General features: G+C 74.5%; 14 protein-coding genes. 10 read left to right on the forward strand and 4 right to left on the reverse strand.

Annotated features, from left to right (window positions below; translation table 11 throughout):
* The first annotated feature begins 44 nt into the window (after window positions 1–44).
* Window positions 45–620 carry a hypothetical protein gene (locus ACGFZP_RS09910; RefSeq protein ID WP_392930488.1) on the forward strand — a complete coding sequence of 192 codons (576 nt, stop codon included), beginning with the start codon at window positions 45–47 and terminating at the stop codon, window positions 618–620.
* A 595-nt stretch (window positions 621–1,215) separates the two neighbouring features.
* On the opposite strand, the gene ACGFZP_RS09915 is transcribed toward ACGFZP_RS09910, so the two are convergent.
* Together ACGFZP_RS09915 and ACGFZP_RS09920 are read right to left on the reverse strand one after the other, a co-directional pair.
* The gene (locus ACGFZP_RS09915; protein WP_392930490.1) at window positions 1,216–1,866 is read right to left on the reverse strand and encodes a response regulator; all 651 of its coding nucleotides are present in this window, start codon (window positions 1,864–1,866) and stop codon (window positions 1,216–1,218) included.
* A complete protein-coding gene (locus ACGFZP_RS09920; RefSeq protein ID WP_392931027.1) occupies window positions 1,863–3,137 on the reverse strand; it encodes a sensor histidine kinase in 1,275 nt (424 codons plus the stop codon). Before ACGFZP_RS09920 ends, ACGFZP_RS09915 begins: the two co-directional genes overlap by 4 nt.
* A gap of 352 nt (window positions 3,138–3,489) precedes the next feature.
* Here ACGFZP_RS09920 and ACGFZP_RS09925 point away from each other — a divergent pair, with 352 nt between their 5' ends.
* The 6 genes from ACGFZP_RS09925 (at window position 3,490) to ACGFZP_RS09950 (ending at window position 8,921) form a co-directional block, all read left to right on the forward strand.
* Window positions 3,490–4,050, forward strand: a complete 561-nt coding sequence (locus ACGFZP_RS09925) for a heme-binding protein (RefSeq protein ID WP_387947786.1) — start codon at window positions 3,490–3,492, stop codon at window positions 4,048–4,050.
* Window positions 4,051–4,258: 208 nt separating this feature from the next.
* A complete protein-coding gene (locus tag ACGFZP_RS09930) occupies window positions 4,259–4,675 on the forward strand; it encodes a PPOX class F420-dependent oxidoreductase (RefSeq protein WP_392931028.1) in 417 nt (138 codons plus the stop codon).
* A 43-nt stretch (window positions 4,676–4,718) separates the two neighbouring features.
* Entirely contained in the window at window positions 4,719–5,141 is a 423-nt protein-coding gene (locus ACGFZP_RS09935) for a hypothetical protein (RefSeq protein ID WP_392930492.1), read from the forward strand.
* A gap of 130 nt (window positions 5,142–5,271) precedes the next feature.
* Complete coding sequence (locus tag ACGFZP_RS09940) at window positions 5,272–5,862, forward strand: flavodoxin family protein (RefSeq protein ID WP_392930493.1); 591 nt, start codon at window positions 5,272–5,274, stop codon at window positions 5,860–5,862.
* Between the two features lie 354 nt (window positions 5,863–6,216).
* Window positions 6,217–7,482, forward strand: a complete 1,266-nt coding sequence (locus tag ACGFZP_RS09945) for an LAETG motif-containing sortase-dependent surface protein (protein ID WP_392930494.1) — start codon at window positions 6,217–6,219, stop codon at window positions 7,480–7,482.
* Between the two features lie 203 nt (window positions 7,483–7,685).
* A complete protein-coding gene (locus ACGFZP_RS09950) occupies window positions 7,686–8,921 on the forward strand; it encodes a hypothetical protein (protein ID WP_392930496.1) in 1,236 nt (411 codons plus the stop codon).
* Window positions 8,922–8,996: 75 nt separating this feature from the next.
* Here the strand turns inward: ACGFZP_RS09950 and ACGFZP_RS09955 are convergent, their stop codons facing one another.
* Entirely contained in the window at window positions 8,997–9,731 is a 735-nt protein-coding gene (locus tag ACGFZP_RS09955; protein ID WP_392930499.1) for an aquaporin, read from the reverse strand.
* A gap of 197 nt (window positions 9,732–9,928) precedes the next feature.
* Here ACGFZP_RS09955 and ACGFZP_RS09960 point away from each other — a divergent pair, with 197 nt between their 5' ends.
* Entirely contained in the window at window positions 9,929–10,711 is a 783-nt protein-coding gene (locus ACGFZP_RS09960; RefSeq protein ID WP_392930501.1) for a MerR family transcriptional regulator, read from the forward strand.
* Window positions 10,712–10,802: 91 nt separating this feature from the next.
* Here the strand turns inward: ACGFZP_RS09960 and ACGFZP_RS09965 are convergent, their stop codons facing one another.
* A complete protein-coding gene (locus tag ACGFZP_RS09965; RefSeq protein WP_392930504.1) occupies window positions 10,803–11,840 on the reverse strand; it encodes a helix-turn-helix domain-containing protein in 1,038 nt (345 codons plus the stop codon).
* Window positions 11,841–12,105: 265 nt separating this feature from the next.
* Between ACGFZP_RS09965 and ACGFZP_RS09970 the strand changes: the two genes are divergently transcribed.
* Both ACGFZP_RS09970 and ACGFZP_RS09975 read left to right on the forward strand, forming a co-directional pair.
* Window positions 12,106–12,759 carry an RNA polymerase sigma factor gene (locus tag ACGFZP_RS09970; protein ID WP_392930507.1) on the forward strand — a complete coding sequence of 218 codons (654 nt, stop codon included), beginning with the start codon at window positions 12,106–12,108 and terminating at the stop codon, window positions 12,757–12,759.
* Window positions 12,756–14,234, forward strand: coding sequence for a hypothetical protein (locus ACGFZP_RS09975; RefSeq protein WP_392930509.1), 1,479 nt, complete (start codon window positions 12,756–12,758; stop codon window positions 14,232–14,234). Before ACGFZP_RS09970 ends, ACGFZP_RS09975 begins: the two co-directional genes overlap by 4 nt.
* Window positions 14,235–14,320 lie beyond the last annotated feature (86 nt).

Genomic DNA, 14,320 nt, shown 5'->3' on the forward strand with positions numbered 1-14,320 from the left:
GGCCCGGACCGGTCCGGACGCCGGGACGAGTCGCGGAGGACTGTGTGCAGGTCTGGCAGCAGCACCCGGGCGAACCGGCGGGGCCGATCGGCGTCCGGGAGGCGCTCACCGACCAGGCGGCCGCGGCGGAGCACTGCGAGCGGCTGTTGCGGGACACCCTCGGTGCCGTCCGGCCGGCGCTGGCCTGGAGGTACGGGGTGCCCGGGGCGGGTGCCCGGCTGCCCGCGCCCGGAGCCGGCCCGGGCGACGGGGACGTGCACTGGTACGTGACCCGCAGTCGGCACATCACGACGATCATCTCGGCGGCCCGCCGAAGGGCGCTGCTGGGCGCGGTCGAGCAGCACTGGCGGCGGCGCGGCCGGGTCGTGGTCACGGTGGCGGCGGGACCGCCGGGGGTCAGTGCGGTCACCCGCGACGGCTACCGGCTCGCGCTGGGATTCGGCCCGTGGGGGAACGCCTGGCTGACGGCGGCCTCGCCGGGGGTGCTCCACTCGGAGCAGCTGCCGTACCCGCTGGGCACGCCGGGCGTCCCCGGTGTCTCCGGTGTCTCCGAGGAGCCGGCCGCCGACGTCGCGCCGGTTCCGGAGGTGCGCTGTCCGTTCTGGACCGCGCTCGACTAGGTCCCGCCCGGCAGGATCGGCCGGACTGGGCCCACGTCCCGTCCGGCCGCAGCCCCATGCTGTGAGGACTGCCCCCGCCTGCCGAACGGGCGGGTGGAAGGCGGGAGATGACGCGGAGCGAGTCCCCCCGGACACGCTCCGCGTCGCCTCGTCGCACGGCCCTGGCGCGCCGCTCCCCCCGACTCCCCAGGCTCTCGCCGTCCCCCCTGGCGCACCCTCCGGCGAGAGTGGTCCGCACGGACCTCGGCGAGCCCCACCACCGGGGGCGTCGTTGATCTCACGCTAACAAACCGAGTGGTTGGTTTGTCAATGCCGGGATCCATGAAATATCCACAACTTGACCCCAAGCGTCCGGTCGGGGTGCGGGCGGGTGACGTCCGGTCATCGAAGGCGGGCGGAACGGCCCTTGTATGCCCGCTGTCGTTCGTGTACGTCCCGACGGGCCGCCCAGAGCCCTGGATCACCCGTTCCGGTGCTCCGGGTAGGCCGGACGTGGACGCGCCCGGCCGGATCCGCTGTCGGCGCCCGGAGTGCGGTCTCCCGGAATCCGACATTCCGACCATCGGTCCACTACCGAGCGGAAGCGGAAGGCTGCTCAGCGCAGCAGTCGGCGCTCCTTGGCGACGGCCACCGCGCCGGCCCGGGTGTCGACGCCCAACTTGTCGTAGATCCGGCCCAGATGGGTCTTCACCGTCGCCTCGCTGATGAACAGCGCGCGGGCGATCTCCCGGTTGCCGAGGCCCTGCGCCAGCTGGGCGAGGATCTCCTGCTCGCGCTCGGTGAGCTGCGGCGCGGGCGCCCGCATCTGGGCCATCACCCGGGAGGCGACCGGCGGGGAGAGCACCGTCCGGCCCTGTGCGGCGGCGTGCACCGCGGCGAACAGCTCCTCAGGCCGCTCGGCCTTCAGCAGGTAGCCGGTGGCGCCCGCACCGATCGCCCGGGTGATGTCGGCATCGGTGTCGTACGTGGTGAGCACCAGGACGTGCGGGGCGCCCGGACCGGCGGTGATCCGCCGGGTGGCCTCCACCCCGTCGATGCCCTCGCCGAGCTGGAGGTCCATCAGGACGACCTGCGGGGCCAGCCGGGCGGCCAGGGAGACGGCCTGCTCCCCGCTACTCGCCTCGCCGACCACCTCGATGTCGCCGGCGCTGGCCAGCAGTGCCAGCAGGCCGGCCCGGACGACGGCGTGGTCGTCGCAGACCAGCAGGCGCACGGGTGCGGGGGGCGTCGGGGCGGCGGCGTTCATCGGACCTCCAGGGGGATCGCGGCGGAGACGACGGTGCCCTCGCCGGGGCTGCTCTCGACCGTCAGGGTGCCGCCGAACTGGCGCAGCCGGGCGCGCATCGCGGGCAGACCGTGGCCGCGCCCGCCGGTACCCGGCCTGGTGGCGTCCGGCCCGTCGGCACCGGGCCCGTCGGCGCCCGGCCCGGCCTCGCCGACCGGGCCGAAGCCCCGCCCGTCGTCGGCGATGTCCAGCACGGCCTGGTCGCCGAGGAAGGACAGCGTCAGCGCGGCGGCCGAGGCCCCGGCGTGCTCCCGGACGTTGGCCAGCGCACCCTGGGCGATCCGCAGCAGCGCGGCCTGCGCGGCGGCGGGCAGCGGCACCGGAGCGCCGTCCAGCAGGAAGCGGACCGGAAGCCCGCTCTCGGCGGACTCCCGTTCGGCGAGCGCCCGCAGGGCCTGCTCCAGGGTGCGGCCGTCGGCGAGCTCGGCCGGTGCGAGGTCGTGGACGAACCGGCGGGCCTCGGCCAGGTTCCGGGCCGACACCTCGGCGGCGGTCCGGACATGGGTGCGGGCGGTCGCCGGATCGGAGTCCCAGGTGCGGTCGGCGGCCTGGAGCAGCATCTGCTGGCTGGAGAGCCCCTGGGCGAGCGTGTCGTGGATCTCCATCGCGAGCCGCTCGCGCTCGGCGAGGGTGCCCTCCCGCCGTTCGGTGGCGGCGAGTTCGCGCCGGGTGCGGACCAGGTCGGCGATCAGCACGCGCTGCCGCCCGGCCTGCCGTTCCATGTACAGGAAGACGGCGGTGGCCAGCGCCGCCACGGCGGGCGGCAGCAGCACCAGGTTGGCGTCCACCCCGCCGGGCAGCCGGATCTCACCGACCACCACCAGCAGGGTGAGCGCGGCCACCAGGGGGATCGCCGTCCGCGCGGGCAGCGTGCGCAGCGCCGTGTAGACGAGCGGGACGGCGCACCACGCGAAGCTCGGCGCGAGCAGGACGAGGACCACCCAGAGCGAGACCACCACGGCCAGCGGCCAGAGCCGGCGGCGGCGCCCCGGGGCGACCGGGCGGCGGTGCGCGAGCCAGGAGCCGACCGGCTGGGCGACGGCCAGGGCGAGGCTCAGCCCGAGGACCCAGGGGACCTGCGGGTTGTCGGCGTGGTGGGTGAGGTAGCGGCTGAGCGAGGTGGCGAGCAGCAGCAGGAAGGCGGAGTCGAGCAGGACGGCCAGCCGGCCCGCGTCGCGGTCCCCGGCGTCCTGGCCGTCGGCGGCCGGGCCGGCCGCGCTCCGGCCGCCCACGCCCTGGCCGGTCGCGCCCTGGCCGACGGCGGGTCGGGGCTGCTCCACGGGGTGCTCCTTCCTGGGGTGCCGCGCCTCCCGCGCCACCGGCGGCGGCGCCCGACCGCCCCGGGACGGCTGGGCCGCACGCGGTCGACGGGCCCGGCTGCGCACCGCGCCGACCTGGGCCGATCCCTCGATGGTGGCCCGTCCGGCCCCCTCGCGCATCAGCCGATCGGTTGACGCCCCTGTCGTCCATCATGCCTGCGAGGCCGCGCCGGACCGTTGATGTGCCGGGCGGGGTGCCGACCGGAGGATCGAAGCAGAGCAGCCGGGCCCGACCAGGCCCGACCGACCCCCGAGGAGCTGGACCATGAAGAAGACCGCCGTGCGTACCCGGGTGCTGACCGGTACCGTCGCCGTCGCCGCCCTGGCCGCCGCCACCGTCGGCGCCGTCTCGGCCAGCGCCGACACCGCCGAGACCCCGGCCGCCGCCTCCGCGGTGAAGGCGGACACCCAGAACCGGAACCTCACCCAGACCACCGGCCTGACCATCGAGGCCGCCACCAAGGCCGCCCAGGCCACCCTGGACGCGGCCACCAAGGCCGGCCAGCACGTCTCGGTCGCGGTCGTAGACCGGGACGGCATCACCCGGGTCCTGCTCAAGGGCGACGGCGCCGGCCCGCAGTCGCCGGAGTCCGCCGAGCGCAAGGCGTTCACCGCCGTCTCCTGGAACGCGCCCACCTCCGAGCTGGCCAAGCGCCTGGCCCAGGCGCCGAACCTCAAGGACATCCCGGGGACCCTGTTCCTGGCCGGGGGCGCGCCGGTGCAGGCCAAGGGCGCGCCGGTCGCGGCCATCGGCGTCGCGGGTGCGCCCAGCGGCGACCTGGACGAGCAGTTCGCCCAGGCGGGCGTCGCGGCGCTCGGCAAGTAGCCGCCGGGCGGCCGGGCGCCGCCGTGCGACCGGGACGGGCCCCCGACCGTCCCGGTCGCACCCGGCTGTCGCGCGGTCGTCCGTGGTGGCGCCCGGTCGCACGTGGGTCGCGCGGGTGCGCGGCCGGGCGCGGGGCGCACCCGCGCGACCGGCGCGGACCGCCCTGGCGCCGGGCCGCGGCGACGGCCAGGATGGGCCCATGGCACACATGACCGAGCCCGAGTGGCGCGCGTTCCTCTCCGCCGGCACCCGTACCGCCAAGATCGCCACCACCCGGATCGACGGGCGCCCGCACGTCGCGCCGGTCTGGTTCCTGCTGGACGGCGACGAGATCCTCTTCAACACCGGCGCCGCCACCGTCAAGGGCCGCACCCTGGCCCGGGACGGCCGGGTGATGCTCTGTGTGGACGACGACCGGCCGCCGTTCTCCTACGTCCTCGTCCAGGGCGCGGCCACCCTCGGCGACGACCTGCCCGAGGTCCGGGCGTGGGCGACCAGGATCGCCGCCCGCTACATGGGCGAGGACCTGGCCGAGCAGTACGGGGAGCGCAACGGGGTCCCGGGCGAGCTCCTCGTACGGGTGAAGATTGAGAAGGTCAGCGCAGAACACGGGGTGGCTCATTGAAAAGCCGGTGCCGGTGTCAGTGGCCCGTGGCAGGCTTCCCGGTATGACGGCGTGGACCCTCAACGACATCGAACGTGCGATCCGCTCCTCCTGGGGTGTCGACACCTGTGCGCCCGAGGACCTGGCCCACTGGCGTCCCGACAATCCGGCCCGCGGCCAGTGCGGGGTGACGGCGATGGTCGTGCACGACCTGCTCGGCGGCGAGCTGATGATGGGCGAGGTGCACGTCGGCGGGGTCCGCACGGACCTGCACTGGTGGAACCGGTTCACGACGGGCGTCGAGATCGACCTCACCCGCGAGCAGTTCGGCCCGGACGAGCTGGTCGGCCCCGGCCGCCCGGTCGCCCGCCCGCAGCGTCCCGGCCGGCTCCAGGCCCAGTACGAACTGCTGCGCGGCCGGGTGCTCGCGGAGCTGGAGGCCGGCCCCGCGCGGGCGTCCCGGCGCGCGTTCGCCCGCAGCGCGTAGCGGCGGGCCGCCCGCCGGGAACAGGCGCACGGCGGACCGGGCTGTAGGGGCGGGGCCCGTCCCGGCCCTGGTCCGGGCCCGGCGGTCGTCGGCCCGGATCCTCTGTCAGCACCGTTCACGGGGAGTCCGGATGTCCGACCAGCCCATAGCCGCCGCCGCGCCGGCCACCGAGCCGCGCCGTTTCCTCTTCCTCAACGCCAGTTCGCGGACCAACGGGAACTCCGAGCAGCTCGCCCGGCTGGCGGCGGAGGCGAGCCTGCCCGCGGGGGCCGAGCAGCGCTGGCTGCGGCTCGACGAGCTGCCGCTCGCGCCGTTCGAGGACCTCCGGCACACCGGTGGGGCCGGCTACCGCGATCCCGTCGGCCATGAGCGCACCCTGCTGGACGCCACCCTCGCCGCCACCGACCTGGTGTTCGTGGCCCCGCTGTACTGGTACTCGGTGCCGGCCAGCGCCAAGCTCTACCTCGACCACTGGTCGGCCTGGCAGCGGGTGCAGGGTGCGGACTTCCGCGCCCGGATGGCCGGCGGCACCATCTGGGGCGTCACCGCCCTGGCCACCGACCGGTCCAACGCCGACCCGCTGATCGGCACCCTGCGGCTCTGCGCCGACTACCTCGGGATGCGCTGGGGCGGCGTCCTGCTGGGCAGCGGGACGCGGCCGGGCGACGTGCTCGGCGACGAGTCGGCACTGCTGGCCGCCAAGTCCTTCTTCGCGGGCTGACTCCTGACGGGCCGAGCCCGGAGCAGCGCCGGCGCGGCCGAAGTCCGTCGGTACACCGTCGATTTCACGCCACCGGAGGGTCGTACGACACGGCCCTCCGGACGTGTACCGGTCACTCCGGGGCTACCCGCCGGTCAGGTGCAAAAGCCCTGGCAAGTGACGGAGTTGGGCCAAACGGACATCATGTGCGGGGGGCTTGCACACAGAGTGGCACCCGCCTTCCAAAGTGGCCGGATCGTTCGGTAGTCTCCGTCGGACTTTCAGCTTCCGCGGGGGGGATCGCTGTCCGGACAGCCCCGCCCCTGCCGCGTTCCCGGGCCGCGCCCGGACACTCACGTGAGGTCTCCCTTGTCCATGACCATCCGTCGCAGCCTCGCCTTCGCCGGCACCGCAGCGCTCGCCTCCTCCCTGGTGCTGGCCGGCGCGCAGGGCGCCCTGGCCGTCGGCACCACCGGTTCCCCGTCCGCCGCGGTCGCGCCGCAGGCCGACAAGTCCGCGCGCCAGGACCTCGACCTGTCCGTGCACGGCGTGCCGGACACGTTCATAGCCGGGGGCGACGCCCGCGAGTTCACGTTCAAGATCGACAACTCCACCAAGCACGACTTCGTCTTCATCCCGCTGCTCAAGTTCAAGAACCGTGACGGCAGCCTGGAGGCGAAGGACCTCAAGGTCGAGTACCAGCTGCCCGGCGGCCAGTGGCTGACCGGCTCGGTCGCGCCCGGTGGCGGGGACTCCGACGACGACGCGGTGCTGACCCTGCTCGGCGGCGTCGGCCCGGACGGCAACGTCGCGGACGACGCCCTGCTCGGCGTGAACCGCGGCAAGAACATCGTCATCAAGGTCCGGGTCTCCTTCACCGCGGGCGCCCCGCTCGGCAAGGCCGGCGTGGTGCCGGTGGTCTTCTCCGCGCAGCTCGACGACAAGACCCACGAGGCCGTGGACAACGGCCACTTCAGCTGCGACGGGATCCGCGGCGCCGGCTTCACGATCAAGGGCGGCGGGGGCAAGCCGAGCCCGACCTCGAAGCCCACCACCTCGAAGCCGACGACCTCGAAGCCGAGCCCGACGGCCACCCACTCGCCGAGCGCCACCACCTCGCCGAGTGCCACCGTGACCCCGACCTCGCCCACCTCGCCGACGGCGTCCACCTCGCCCTCCGCGTCCACCTCGCCCTCCGCCACGGCGACCGCGACCACCAGCGCCTCGCCCTCCGCGACGGTCACCAGCAGCGCCCCGGCCTCGCCGACCGCCAGCACGGAGCCGACCGCCCCGACCACGCCGACCACCCCGGTGACCTCGGGCCCGGCGGTCTCGCCCTCGGCCTCCACCTCGCCGAGCGCGTCGGCCTCCAGCTCCGCCCCGGCCCCGGCCGTGAGCAGCAGCGCCGCCCAGCAGCCGATCGACCTCCCGGTGGCGGTGCCGACCGTCCCCGCGCCGAAGCTCGTCCCGGCCACCGTCACCAAGGCGAAGGCCGCCGCCGACAACGCGGACAAGGACCTGGCCCAGACCGGTGGCGGTGACAACACCACCACCATCGCCGCCGCGGGTGCCGCGGTGCTGGCCGCCGGTGTCGGCACCCTCGTGGTGCTGCGCCGCCGCAAGTCCGCCCAGCACGGCTGAGCCCGGAGCACCAACGCCCCGGAGCACCAACGCCCCGGAGCACCAACGCCCCGGGGCACCAACCCCGGAGCAGTAGCGCTTAGCACCGTCACGCGCCCCCCGGAGGTCCGGTCACCGGACCTCCGCGGGGCGCGTCGCGTTCCCCCCGATCGCTTAGGATGACCGGCCGGAGGGGGGCGGAACGGCCGGGAAGAGGCGCACAGGTGCGGGGAGCACGTTCGGCACGGGGTACGACCGACTACGGGGCCGCCACGGGGCGGATCGCGGGCACCCCGATCCGCAGACACCACGTGCTGCTGGTCGCCTGGACGGTGCTCTGGTTCCTGCTGGTCGAGCCCAGCGGCGGCTTCTCCTGGCACTATCTGCGCCAGGGTGAGGAGCTGCTGTTCAGCGGCCAGTCCGACGGCGGGCTCTCGCTCTACGCCCACCACCCCGAGCTGCAGATCGGCCCGGTCAGCCTGGCCGCCGCCCGCCTGTTCGACCCCTTCCCCGCCCACACCGGCCAGATCCTGGCCGAGGCGACGATGTCCGGTCTCGGCCTGGTGATGCTGGTCCTGGTCGGCCGCACCGCCGCCTGGTACTACCTGGGCACCGGGACCAACCACCGCCGGCTCCAGCAGCGGCTGCTGGTCGCCGGGCTGGCGTTCATCCCGATGTGGGTGGAGGTCTCGGTCCGCTTCGCGCACCTGGACGACGTGCTGGCGCTGTTCTTCACCACCCTCGCCGCCCACGCGCTCAGCCGGGGCCGGTCCACCATGGTGGCCGTCCACCTGGCGCTGGCGGTGGACTCCAAGCCCTGGGCACTGGCCTTCGCCCCGCTGATCCTCGCGCTGCCCCGGCCGGCCTGGCTGCGTACCGCGCTCTGGTTCGCGGGGCTGGTGGCCGTCGCCTGGCTGCCGTTCTACCTGGGCAACCTGGACACCATGGCCGCGGCCAAGTTCACCATCCCCAACCAGCCGGCCTCCGCGCTGCGCTGGTTCGGGGTCACCGACCCGGCCACGCCGTGGTGGGACCGCCCGACCCAGTTCGCGCTGGGCCTGGGACTGGGCGGTCTGGCGGTCTGGCGCGGCCGCTGGCCCGCCGTCGTGCTGCTGGGCGCCGACGCCCGGATCCTGCTCGACCCCAGCGTCTACACCTACTACTCCGCCTCGATCCTGCTCGGCACGCTGCTCTGGGACGCGGTCGGCCAGAAGCGGCTGGTGCCGTGGTGGAGCTGGATCGCGCTGGCCACGCTCTACGGCGGCACGCTGCTGATCCCGTCCGACTCGGCACGGGGCTTCCTCCGGCTCGCGTTCGTGACCGTCTCGGCGGCGTACGTGCTGCTCTGGCCCACCAAACGGTCGCGGCGGCCGGGCCCGGGCTCCGGAGCGGCCGGTGGCGCCCACCACGGCCGGACCTCCCGCCGCCGCGAACGCCGCCTGGTCGGCGCGGGCGCCTAGACCCTGCCCGGTCCGGTCGACCCCTGGTCGGCGCGGGCGCCCAGACGCGTTGACCCGTGTGGCCGGAGACCCCCGCTACCCCGCCACCAGGTCCCGGGCGTCGTCCGGCACCGCCGGCGTCCGGGCGGACCGGCCGAACAGCAGGGCCACCAGGGCCAGTCCGACCACCGCGCCGACCAACTGCGCCAGCAGGAAGCCCGGGACGGAGCCGGGCGCGATCCCGGTGTAGCTGTCGGTCAGGGAGCGCCCGAGCGTCACCGCCGGGTTGGCGAAGCTGCCCGAGGAGGTGGCCCAGCAGGCGGCGCCGATCCACAGCCCCGCCGCCACCGGCACCAGCCGCCCGCGCCCGCTGCCCACCAGGCCGAACACCACCAGCAGCAGCACCCCGGTCGCCACCGCCTCGGCGAGCCAGCGCGCGGCGCCGTCCCGCGCCTGCCCGGAGGGCTCGACGAAGGACCGTTCGAACATCGCGTTGGCCAGCCCCGTCCCGGCGACCGCGCCCGCCAGCTGCGCGCCCGCGTACCCAACCAGCTCGCGCAGCGTCAGACCGCCGCCGGACCGCCGCCCGGTCCACCAGTCGGCGGCCGACACCAGCGGGTTGAGGTGCCCGCCGGAGACCGGGCCGAACAGCTCGATCAGCACGACCAGGGCCAGCGTGGACGCCCCGACGTTGGCGAGGAACCGCACCCCGCCGTCCGGGCTGAGCGCGCTCGCCCGGATGCCCGAGCCCACCACCACGGCGGCCAGCGCCGCGGTGCCGACCGCCTCCGCGGCCAGCCGACGGATCAGGGGCACAGCGGTCGTGGTCATAGCCGACATCGTCCCGGCCGCCGCCCGGGCCCGGCAATTGGCGGCTTCGTCCAACCCGGGGCCGTCCGGCGCGCGCCCGCTCGGAGGCTCGCACGGGACTGCGCACCCCTGCGGCCGCCGGGGCCGGTGAAACTGGGCTTGACCCTCACGTAACGGGAGGCGGGAGGGTCGTGGTCAGCAAGAAGGGAGCGACCCGCATGAGCAGCAGCGGCGGCTACTCGGTCGGCGAGGTGGCGAGGACCGCCAAGGTCACCGTCCGGACCCTGCACCACTACGACGAGATCGGACTGCTGTCCCCCCGGGGCCGCACCCGGGCCGGCTACCGCCGGTACCAGGACGCCGATCTCGACCGGCTGCAGCGGATCCTGTTCTACCGCGAGCTCGGGTTCCCCCTGGAGGAGATCGCGGCCATCCTGGACGACGACTCGGTGAGCCCGAGCGAACACCTGCGGCGCCAGCACCGTTTGCTGAGCGACCGGATCAGGCACCTCCAGGAGCTGGCCGCGGCCGTCGAACACGCCATGGAGGCACAGAAGATGGGTATCAGGTTGACCCCGGAGGAGAAGTTCGAGGTCTTCGGCGAGTCCTACCGCGAGGAGTGGGAGGGCGAGGCCGAGCAGCGCTGGGGCGGTACCGAGGCCTGGGCGCAGTCCCAGAGCCGGACCGGCGGCTACGGCAAGGACGACTGGCAGCGGGTCAAGGCCGAGATGGACGGGCTCAACGCGCGTCTGGCCGAGGCCCACACCGCCGGCCTGCCCGCCGACGGCGCCGAGGCCATGGAGCTCGCCGAGGCCCACCGCCGGCAGATCACCGACAACTTCTACGACTGCACCTTCGAGATCCACCGCTGCCTCGCGCAGATGTACATCGCCGATCCGCGCTTCACCGCAACCTACGAGCAGCTCGCCCCGGGCCTGGCCCAGTGGCTGCACGACGCCATCCTCGCCAACGCGGACCACCGCACCGGCGGGCAGGCCTGACGACACGGCACGGGCCGGCACCCCGCACGGGGCGCCGGCCCGTGCCGTGCCGCTTCCGGGCGAAGCCCCGGCCAGGGCCGCCCGGGTGGGCCTACGCCACCCCGCGGCCGAAGCTGCGCCGGTAGGCCGTCGGGGAGGTGCGCATCACCCGGCCGAAGTGGTGGCGGAAGGTCGCGGCGCTCTCGAAGCCCACGGCGCCGGCGACCTCCTCCACCGTGCCGCCCGGGGCTTCGAGCAGCGGCAGGCTGGCCGCGACCCGCTGGGTGACGACCCAGCGCATCGGGCTGGTCCCGTTGCGGGCGGTGAAGTGGCGCAGGTAGGAGCGGTCGGACATCTGGGCGGCCCGGGCCAGCAGGGAGATGGTCAGCGGGGCGGACAGGTGGTCCATCGCCCACTGCATGCTGCGGGCGATGCCGTCGTCCTCCTCCTCGACCGGGCGGACCGCCGCCTCGATGAACTGGGCCTGGCCGCCGTCCCGGTGCGGCGGCACCACGAAGCGCCGGGCGACGCTGTTGGCCACCCTGGCGCCGTGGTCCCGGCGGACCAGGTACAGGCAGAGGTCGATGCCGGCCGCGCTGCCGGCACTCGTCAGGACGTCTCCGCTGTCCACGTACAGCACGTCCGGGTTGACCCGCACCGAGGGGTGGCGCTGCTGGAGCAGGTCGGCGTACCGCCAGTGGGTGGTGGCCTCGCGGCCGTCGAGCAGGCCGGCGGCGGCCAGCGCGAAGGCGCCGGAGCAGATCGAGACGATCCGGGCGCCGCGCTCGTGCGCGGTGCGCAGGGCGGCGACCAGACCGGGGGAGACCTCGCCGCCGAAGGCGTTCGGCACGCCGGGGACCACCACGGTGTCGGCGGCGGCGAGTTCGTCCAGGTCGTGCCGGGCGGTCAGCGAGAAGCCGCCGACCGAGGACAGCGGGGTGCCCGGCCGGTCGGCGCAGACCTTCAGCCCGTACCAGGGCGCGGCCAGCAGCCCGCTCAGCTCGGGCCGGGCCAGCCCGAAGACCTCCACCACCACGCCGAGTTCGAAGGGCGTCATGCCGTCGAACGCGTACACGGCGACGTCGTGGACCGGCTCCGGGCGGCGCCCGATCGTGACGGCCACCGGCCCGGACGTCTGCTGGTCGGCCATGAGGTCCCCTCGCGGGCTGGGTGGCGGCTGGCGGAATGCCGGTGAGTGTAGCCGTTCCGGCCATCGCCGGTTTCTTCGAATCCACCTGCAACCCCGGGGCGTTCCGAACGTCCATAAGCAAGGGGGGTGGGGAAGTCGGGAGACCTGTACTGACATGATTCCCGCTGATCACGACCTTGATCACTTGTCCTGACGGACCCGGTTCGCACCGGGTGCCGTCCCGGGGGAAAGCAGAACGTACATGTCCATGGCCATCGGGCCGGTTGTGGGACCTGCGAGGGGGCGCGGCTTCTCCCTCACGGGGCTGCTCGGGTTGCTGTTCGGCGCGCAGGAGGCCGGCGAGGTGGTCGCCGGCCGGGGTTCGGAACAGGAGGCGGCGCAGCGCCGCTCGGGGTTCCGGCTGCTTCGCGGCGGGCGCAAGCCCGTCGAGGAACGGCCCACCCTGACGGACCTCTACCATGCGCACCGGCTCGGCCTGGTCCGGATGGCGGTCCTGCTGGTCGACCACCAGGACCTGGCCGAGGACGTCGTGCAGGAGGCGTTCACCCAGCTCTACCAGCGGCACGGGGAGAACCTCGACGACCTGGACAACGCGCTCGGGTACCTGCGGACCTCGGTGGTCAACGGTGCCCGGTCGATGCTGCGCCGGCGCAAGACCGCCCGCGAGTACGTGCCGCCGCACGAGGCCGACGCGCCGTCGGCCGAGGACCACGCCGTACTCAACGACGAGCACCGGCGCGTTCTGGTCGCCATGCAGGAGCTGACGTCCCGCCAGCGCGAGGTGCTGGTACTGCGCTACTGGTCCGACATGTCGGAGGCACAGATAGCCGAGACCCTGGGGCTGTCCCGGGGTGCCGTGAAGTCCACCGCCAGCCGGGCTCTGGACGCTCTGGAAAAGCACCTGGAGAAGGTTCGATGACCGACAAGCTTCCCCGCCGCAACGGCGGCGACGGTGCCGGGTCGGGCGAGTCCCCGATGGAACAGCTGCTCCGCGAGGCGATGAGCGCCCGGGCCTCGTCGATCACCGCGCACGACCTGCGACCGGCCGAACCGCCGAACCGCCGGGTGCGCAGACTGCGGCCGGTGTACCTGGCGGCGGTGCCGATGTTCGCCCTGGCCGCCGCGCTGGCGTTCGGGCTGCTCAACTTCCGCGCCGACACCGTGGCCGACCAGGACCGCTCGCCGAACCCGGCCGCGACCCTGAGCGCCAGCCCGAGCCCGACCGCCGAGCCGACCCCCGGCCCGACCGCGAGCCCGAGCGCCGAGCCGACGGCGGGCCCGAGCCCGACCGCCGGCCCCACCGCCGCCACGACCGGGGACCCGGGGGCGCCCGTGGCCCCGACGTCCTCCGGGAGCACCAGCCCGACCGCGTCATCCACCACCACCTCGCCGCTCTCGCCCGCGACCCCGCACACCTTCCGCGGGGTGAAGTTCCAGATCCCGGCCGGCTGGCGGCTCGCAGCGGACGACGCGCCGGGCCGCGACGCGATCTGCCTGCTGGCCCCCGGAGCGCCGCAGTCGGCGAAGTTCGGCGACTGCGCGCCGTACGGTGCCCAGCTGACCTCCTACAACACGGCGGAGGAGGTGGAGCACGGCAACTGGCCCTCGATCGGGGCCCTCGAATCGGAGTCCGGCTGGGGTGCCCAGCCGTACTGCCCGATCTGGGGCAACCCGCACACGGTCGGCGCCGCCGACCAGCTGAAGACCGTCGGCACCCCGGTGCGCACCAGGGACATCGTGGCCGGCCGGGCCGTCCGCAAGACCCAGTGGCAGGCCTCCTGCAACGCCAAGGAGAGCTTCACCGCACAGCTCTGGGGCCTGCCGAACGACCAGGTCTTCCTCTCCGCGATCGGGCTCAAGCCCGAGCTCCAGGCAGGCCTGGTGTCGATCCTGGACACCATGGACCTGAGCGGCCGCCAGGCGCCGGTGCTGAAGCCGAACCAGAGCGACATCGCCATCACCTTCGAGGGCCTGACCACGGGCCAGCAGGTCGTGAACAACGGTCCGGCGGTGTCCTTCTCCGTGACGTTCAAGAACAGCAGCCAGAGCACCTACGCCTCGGTGCAGCCGCTGGTCTACACCGAGGAGTACGCGGGTACGCCCGCCGACGTGGTGCCGATCAACGAGGGCAGGCTGGAGCGGCTGGACGGCACCGTCTGGAAGCCCCTGCCGATCGCGCCGGGCGGTGGCATGGACTACGCGACGCTGGGCAAGGACGCGTCGTTCCCGCTGGCGCCGGGCCAGAGCAGGACGGTCAAGTACCGGATGACGCTGGCGGGCGCGAACGGGGCCGGGGTCATGCCGGTCACGGCCAAGGCGACGCTGCCCTACGACGGCACCAAGGAGCTGGTGGTGATCGGCGAGCGCAGCATCCCGGTGCGGGTCACCAAGTAGCGCGGCGGGTACCGGCCGGTACCGTCCGGAAGGGCCGCGGGCCCGGCCCCCTCTCCAGGGGGGCCGGGCCCGTTCGGCTGTTCCGG

It is taken from the genome of Kitasatospora sp. NPDC048239 (genome assembly GCF_043202015.1).
In the GTDB taxonomy this organism is placed as follows: domain Bacteria; phylum Actinomycetota; class Actinomycetes; order Streptomycetales; family Streptomycetaceae; genus Kitasatospora.

Excerpts from the sequence above, each read along its gene's own strand:
- ACGFZP_RS09915 (WP_392930490.1), bottom strand. The coding sequence starts at position 1,866 with ATGAACGCCGCCGCCCCGACGCCCCCCGCACCCGTGCGCCTGCTGGTC.
- ACGFZP_RS09925 (WP_387947786.1), top strand. The coding sequence starts at position 3,490 with ATGAAGAAGACCGCCGTGCGTACCCGGGTGCTGACCGGTACCGTCGCC.
- ACGFZP_RS09930 (WP_392931028.1), top strand. The coding sequence starts at position 4,259 with ATGACCGAGCCCGAGTGGCGCGCGTTCCTCTCCGCCGGCACCCGTACC.
- ACGFZP_RS09935 (WP_392930492.1), top strand. The coding sequence starts at position 4,719 with ATGACGGCGTGGACCCTCAACGACATCGAACGTGCGATCCGCTCCTCC.
- ACGFZP_RS09940 (WP_392930493.1), top strand. The coding sequence starts at position 5,272 with ATGTCCGACCAGCCCATAGCCGCCGCCGCGCCGGCCACCGAGCCGCGC.
- ACGFZP_RS09945 (WP_392930494.1), top strand. The coding sequence starts at position 6,217 with ATGACCATCCGTCGCAGCCTCGCCTTCGCCGGCACCGCAGCGCTCGCC.
- ACGFZP_RS09955 (WP_392930499.1), bottom strand. The coding sequence starts at position 9,731 with ATGACCACGACCGCTGTGCCCCTGATCCGTCGGCTGGCCGCGGAGGCG.
- ACGFZP_RS09960 (WP_392930501.1), top strand. The coding sequence starts at position 9,929 with ATGAGCAGCAGCGGCGGCTACTCGGTCGGCGAGGTGGCGAGGACCGCC.
- ACGFZP_RS09965 (WP_392930504.1), bottom strand. The coding sequence starts at position 11,840 with ATGGCCGACCAGCAGACGTCCGGGCCGGTGGCCGTCACGATCGGGCGC.
- ACGFZP_RS09975 (WP_392930509.1), top strand. The coding sequence starts at position 12,756 with ATGACCGACAAGCTTCCCCGCCGCAACGGCGGCGACGGTGCCGGGTCG.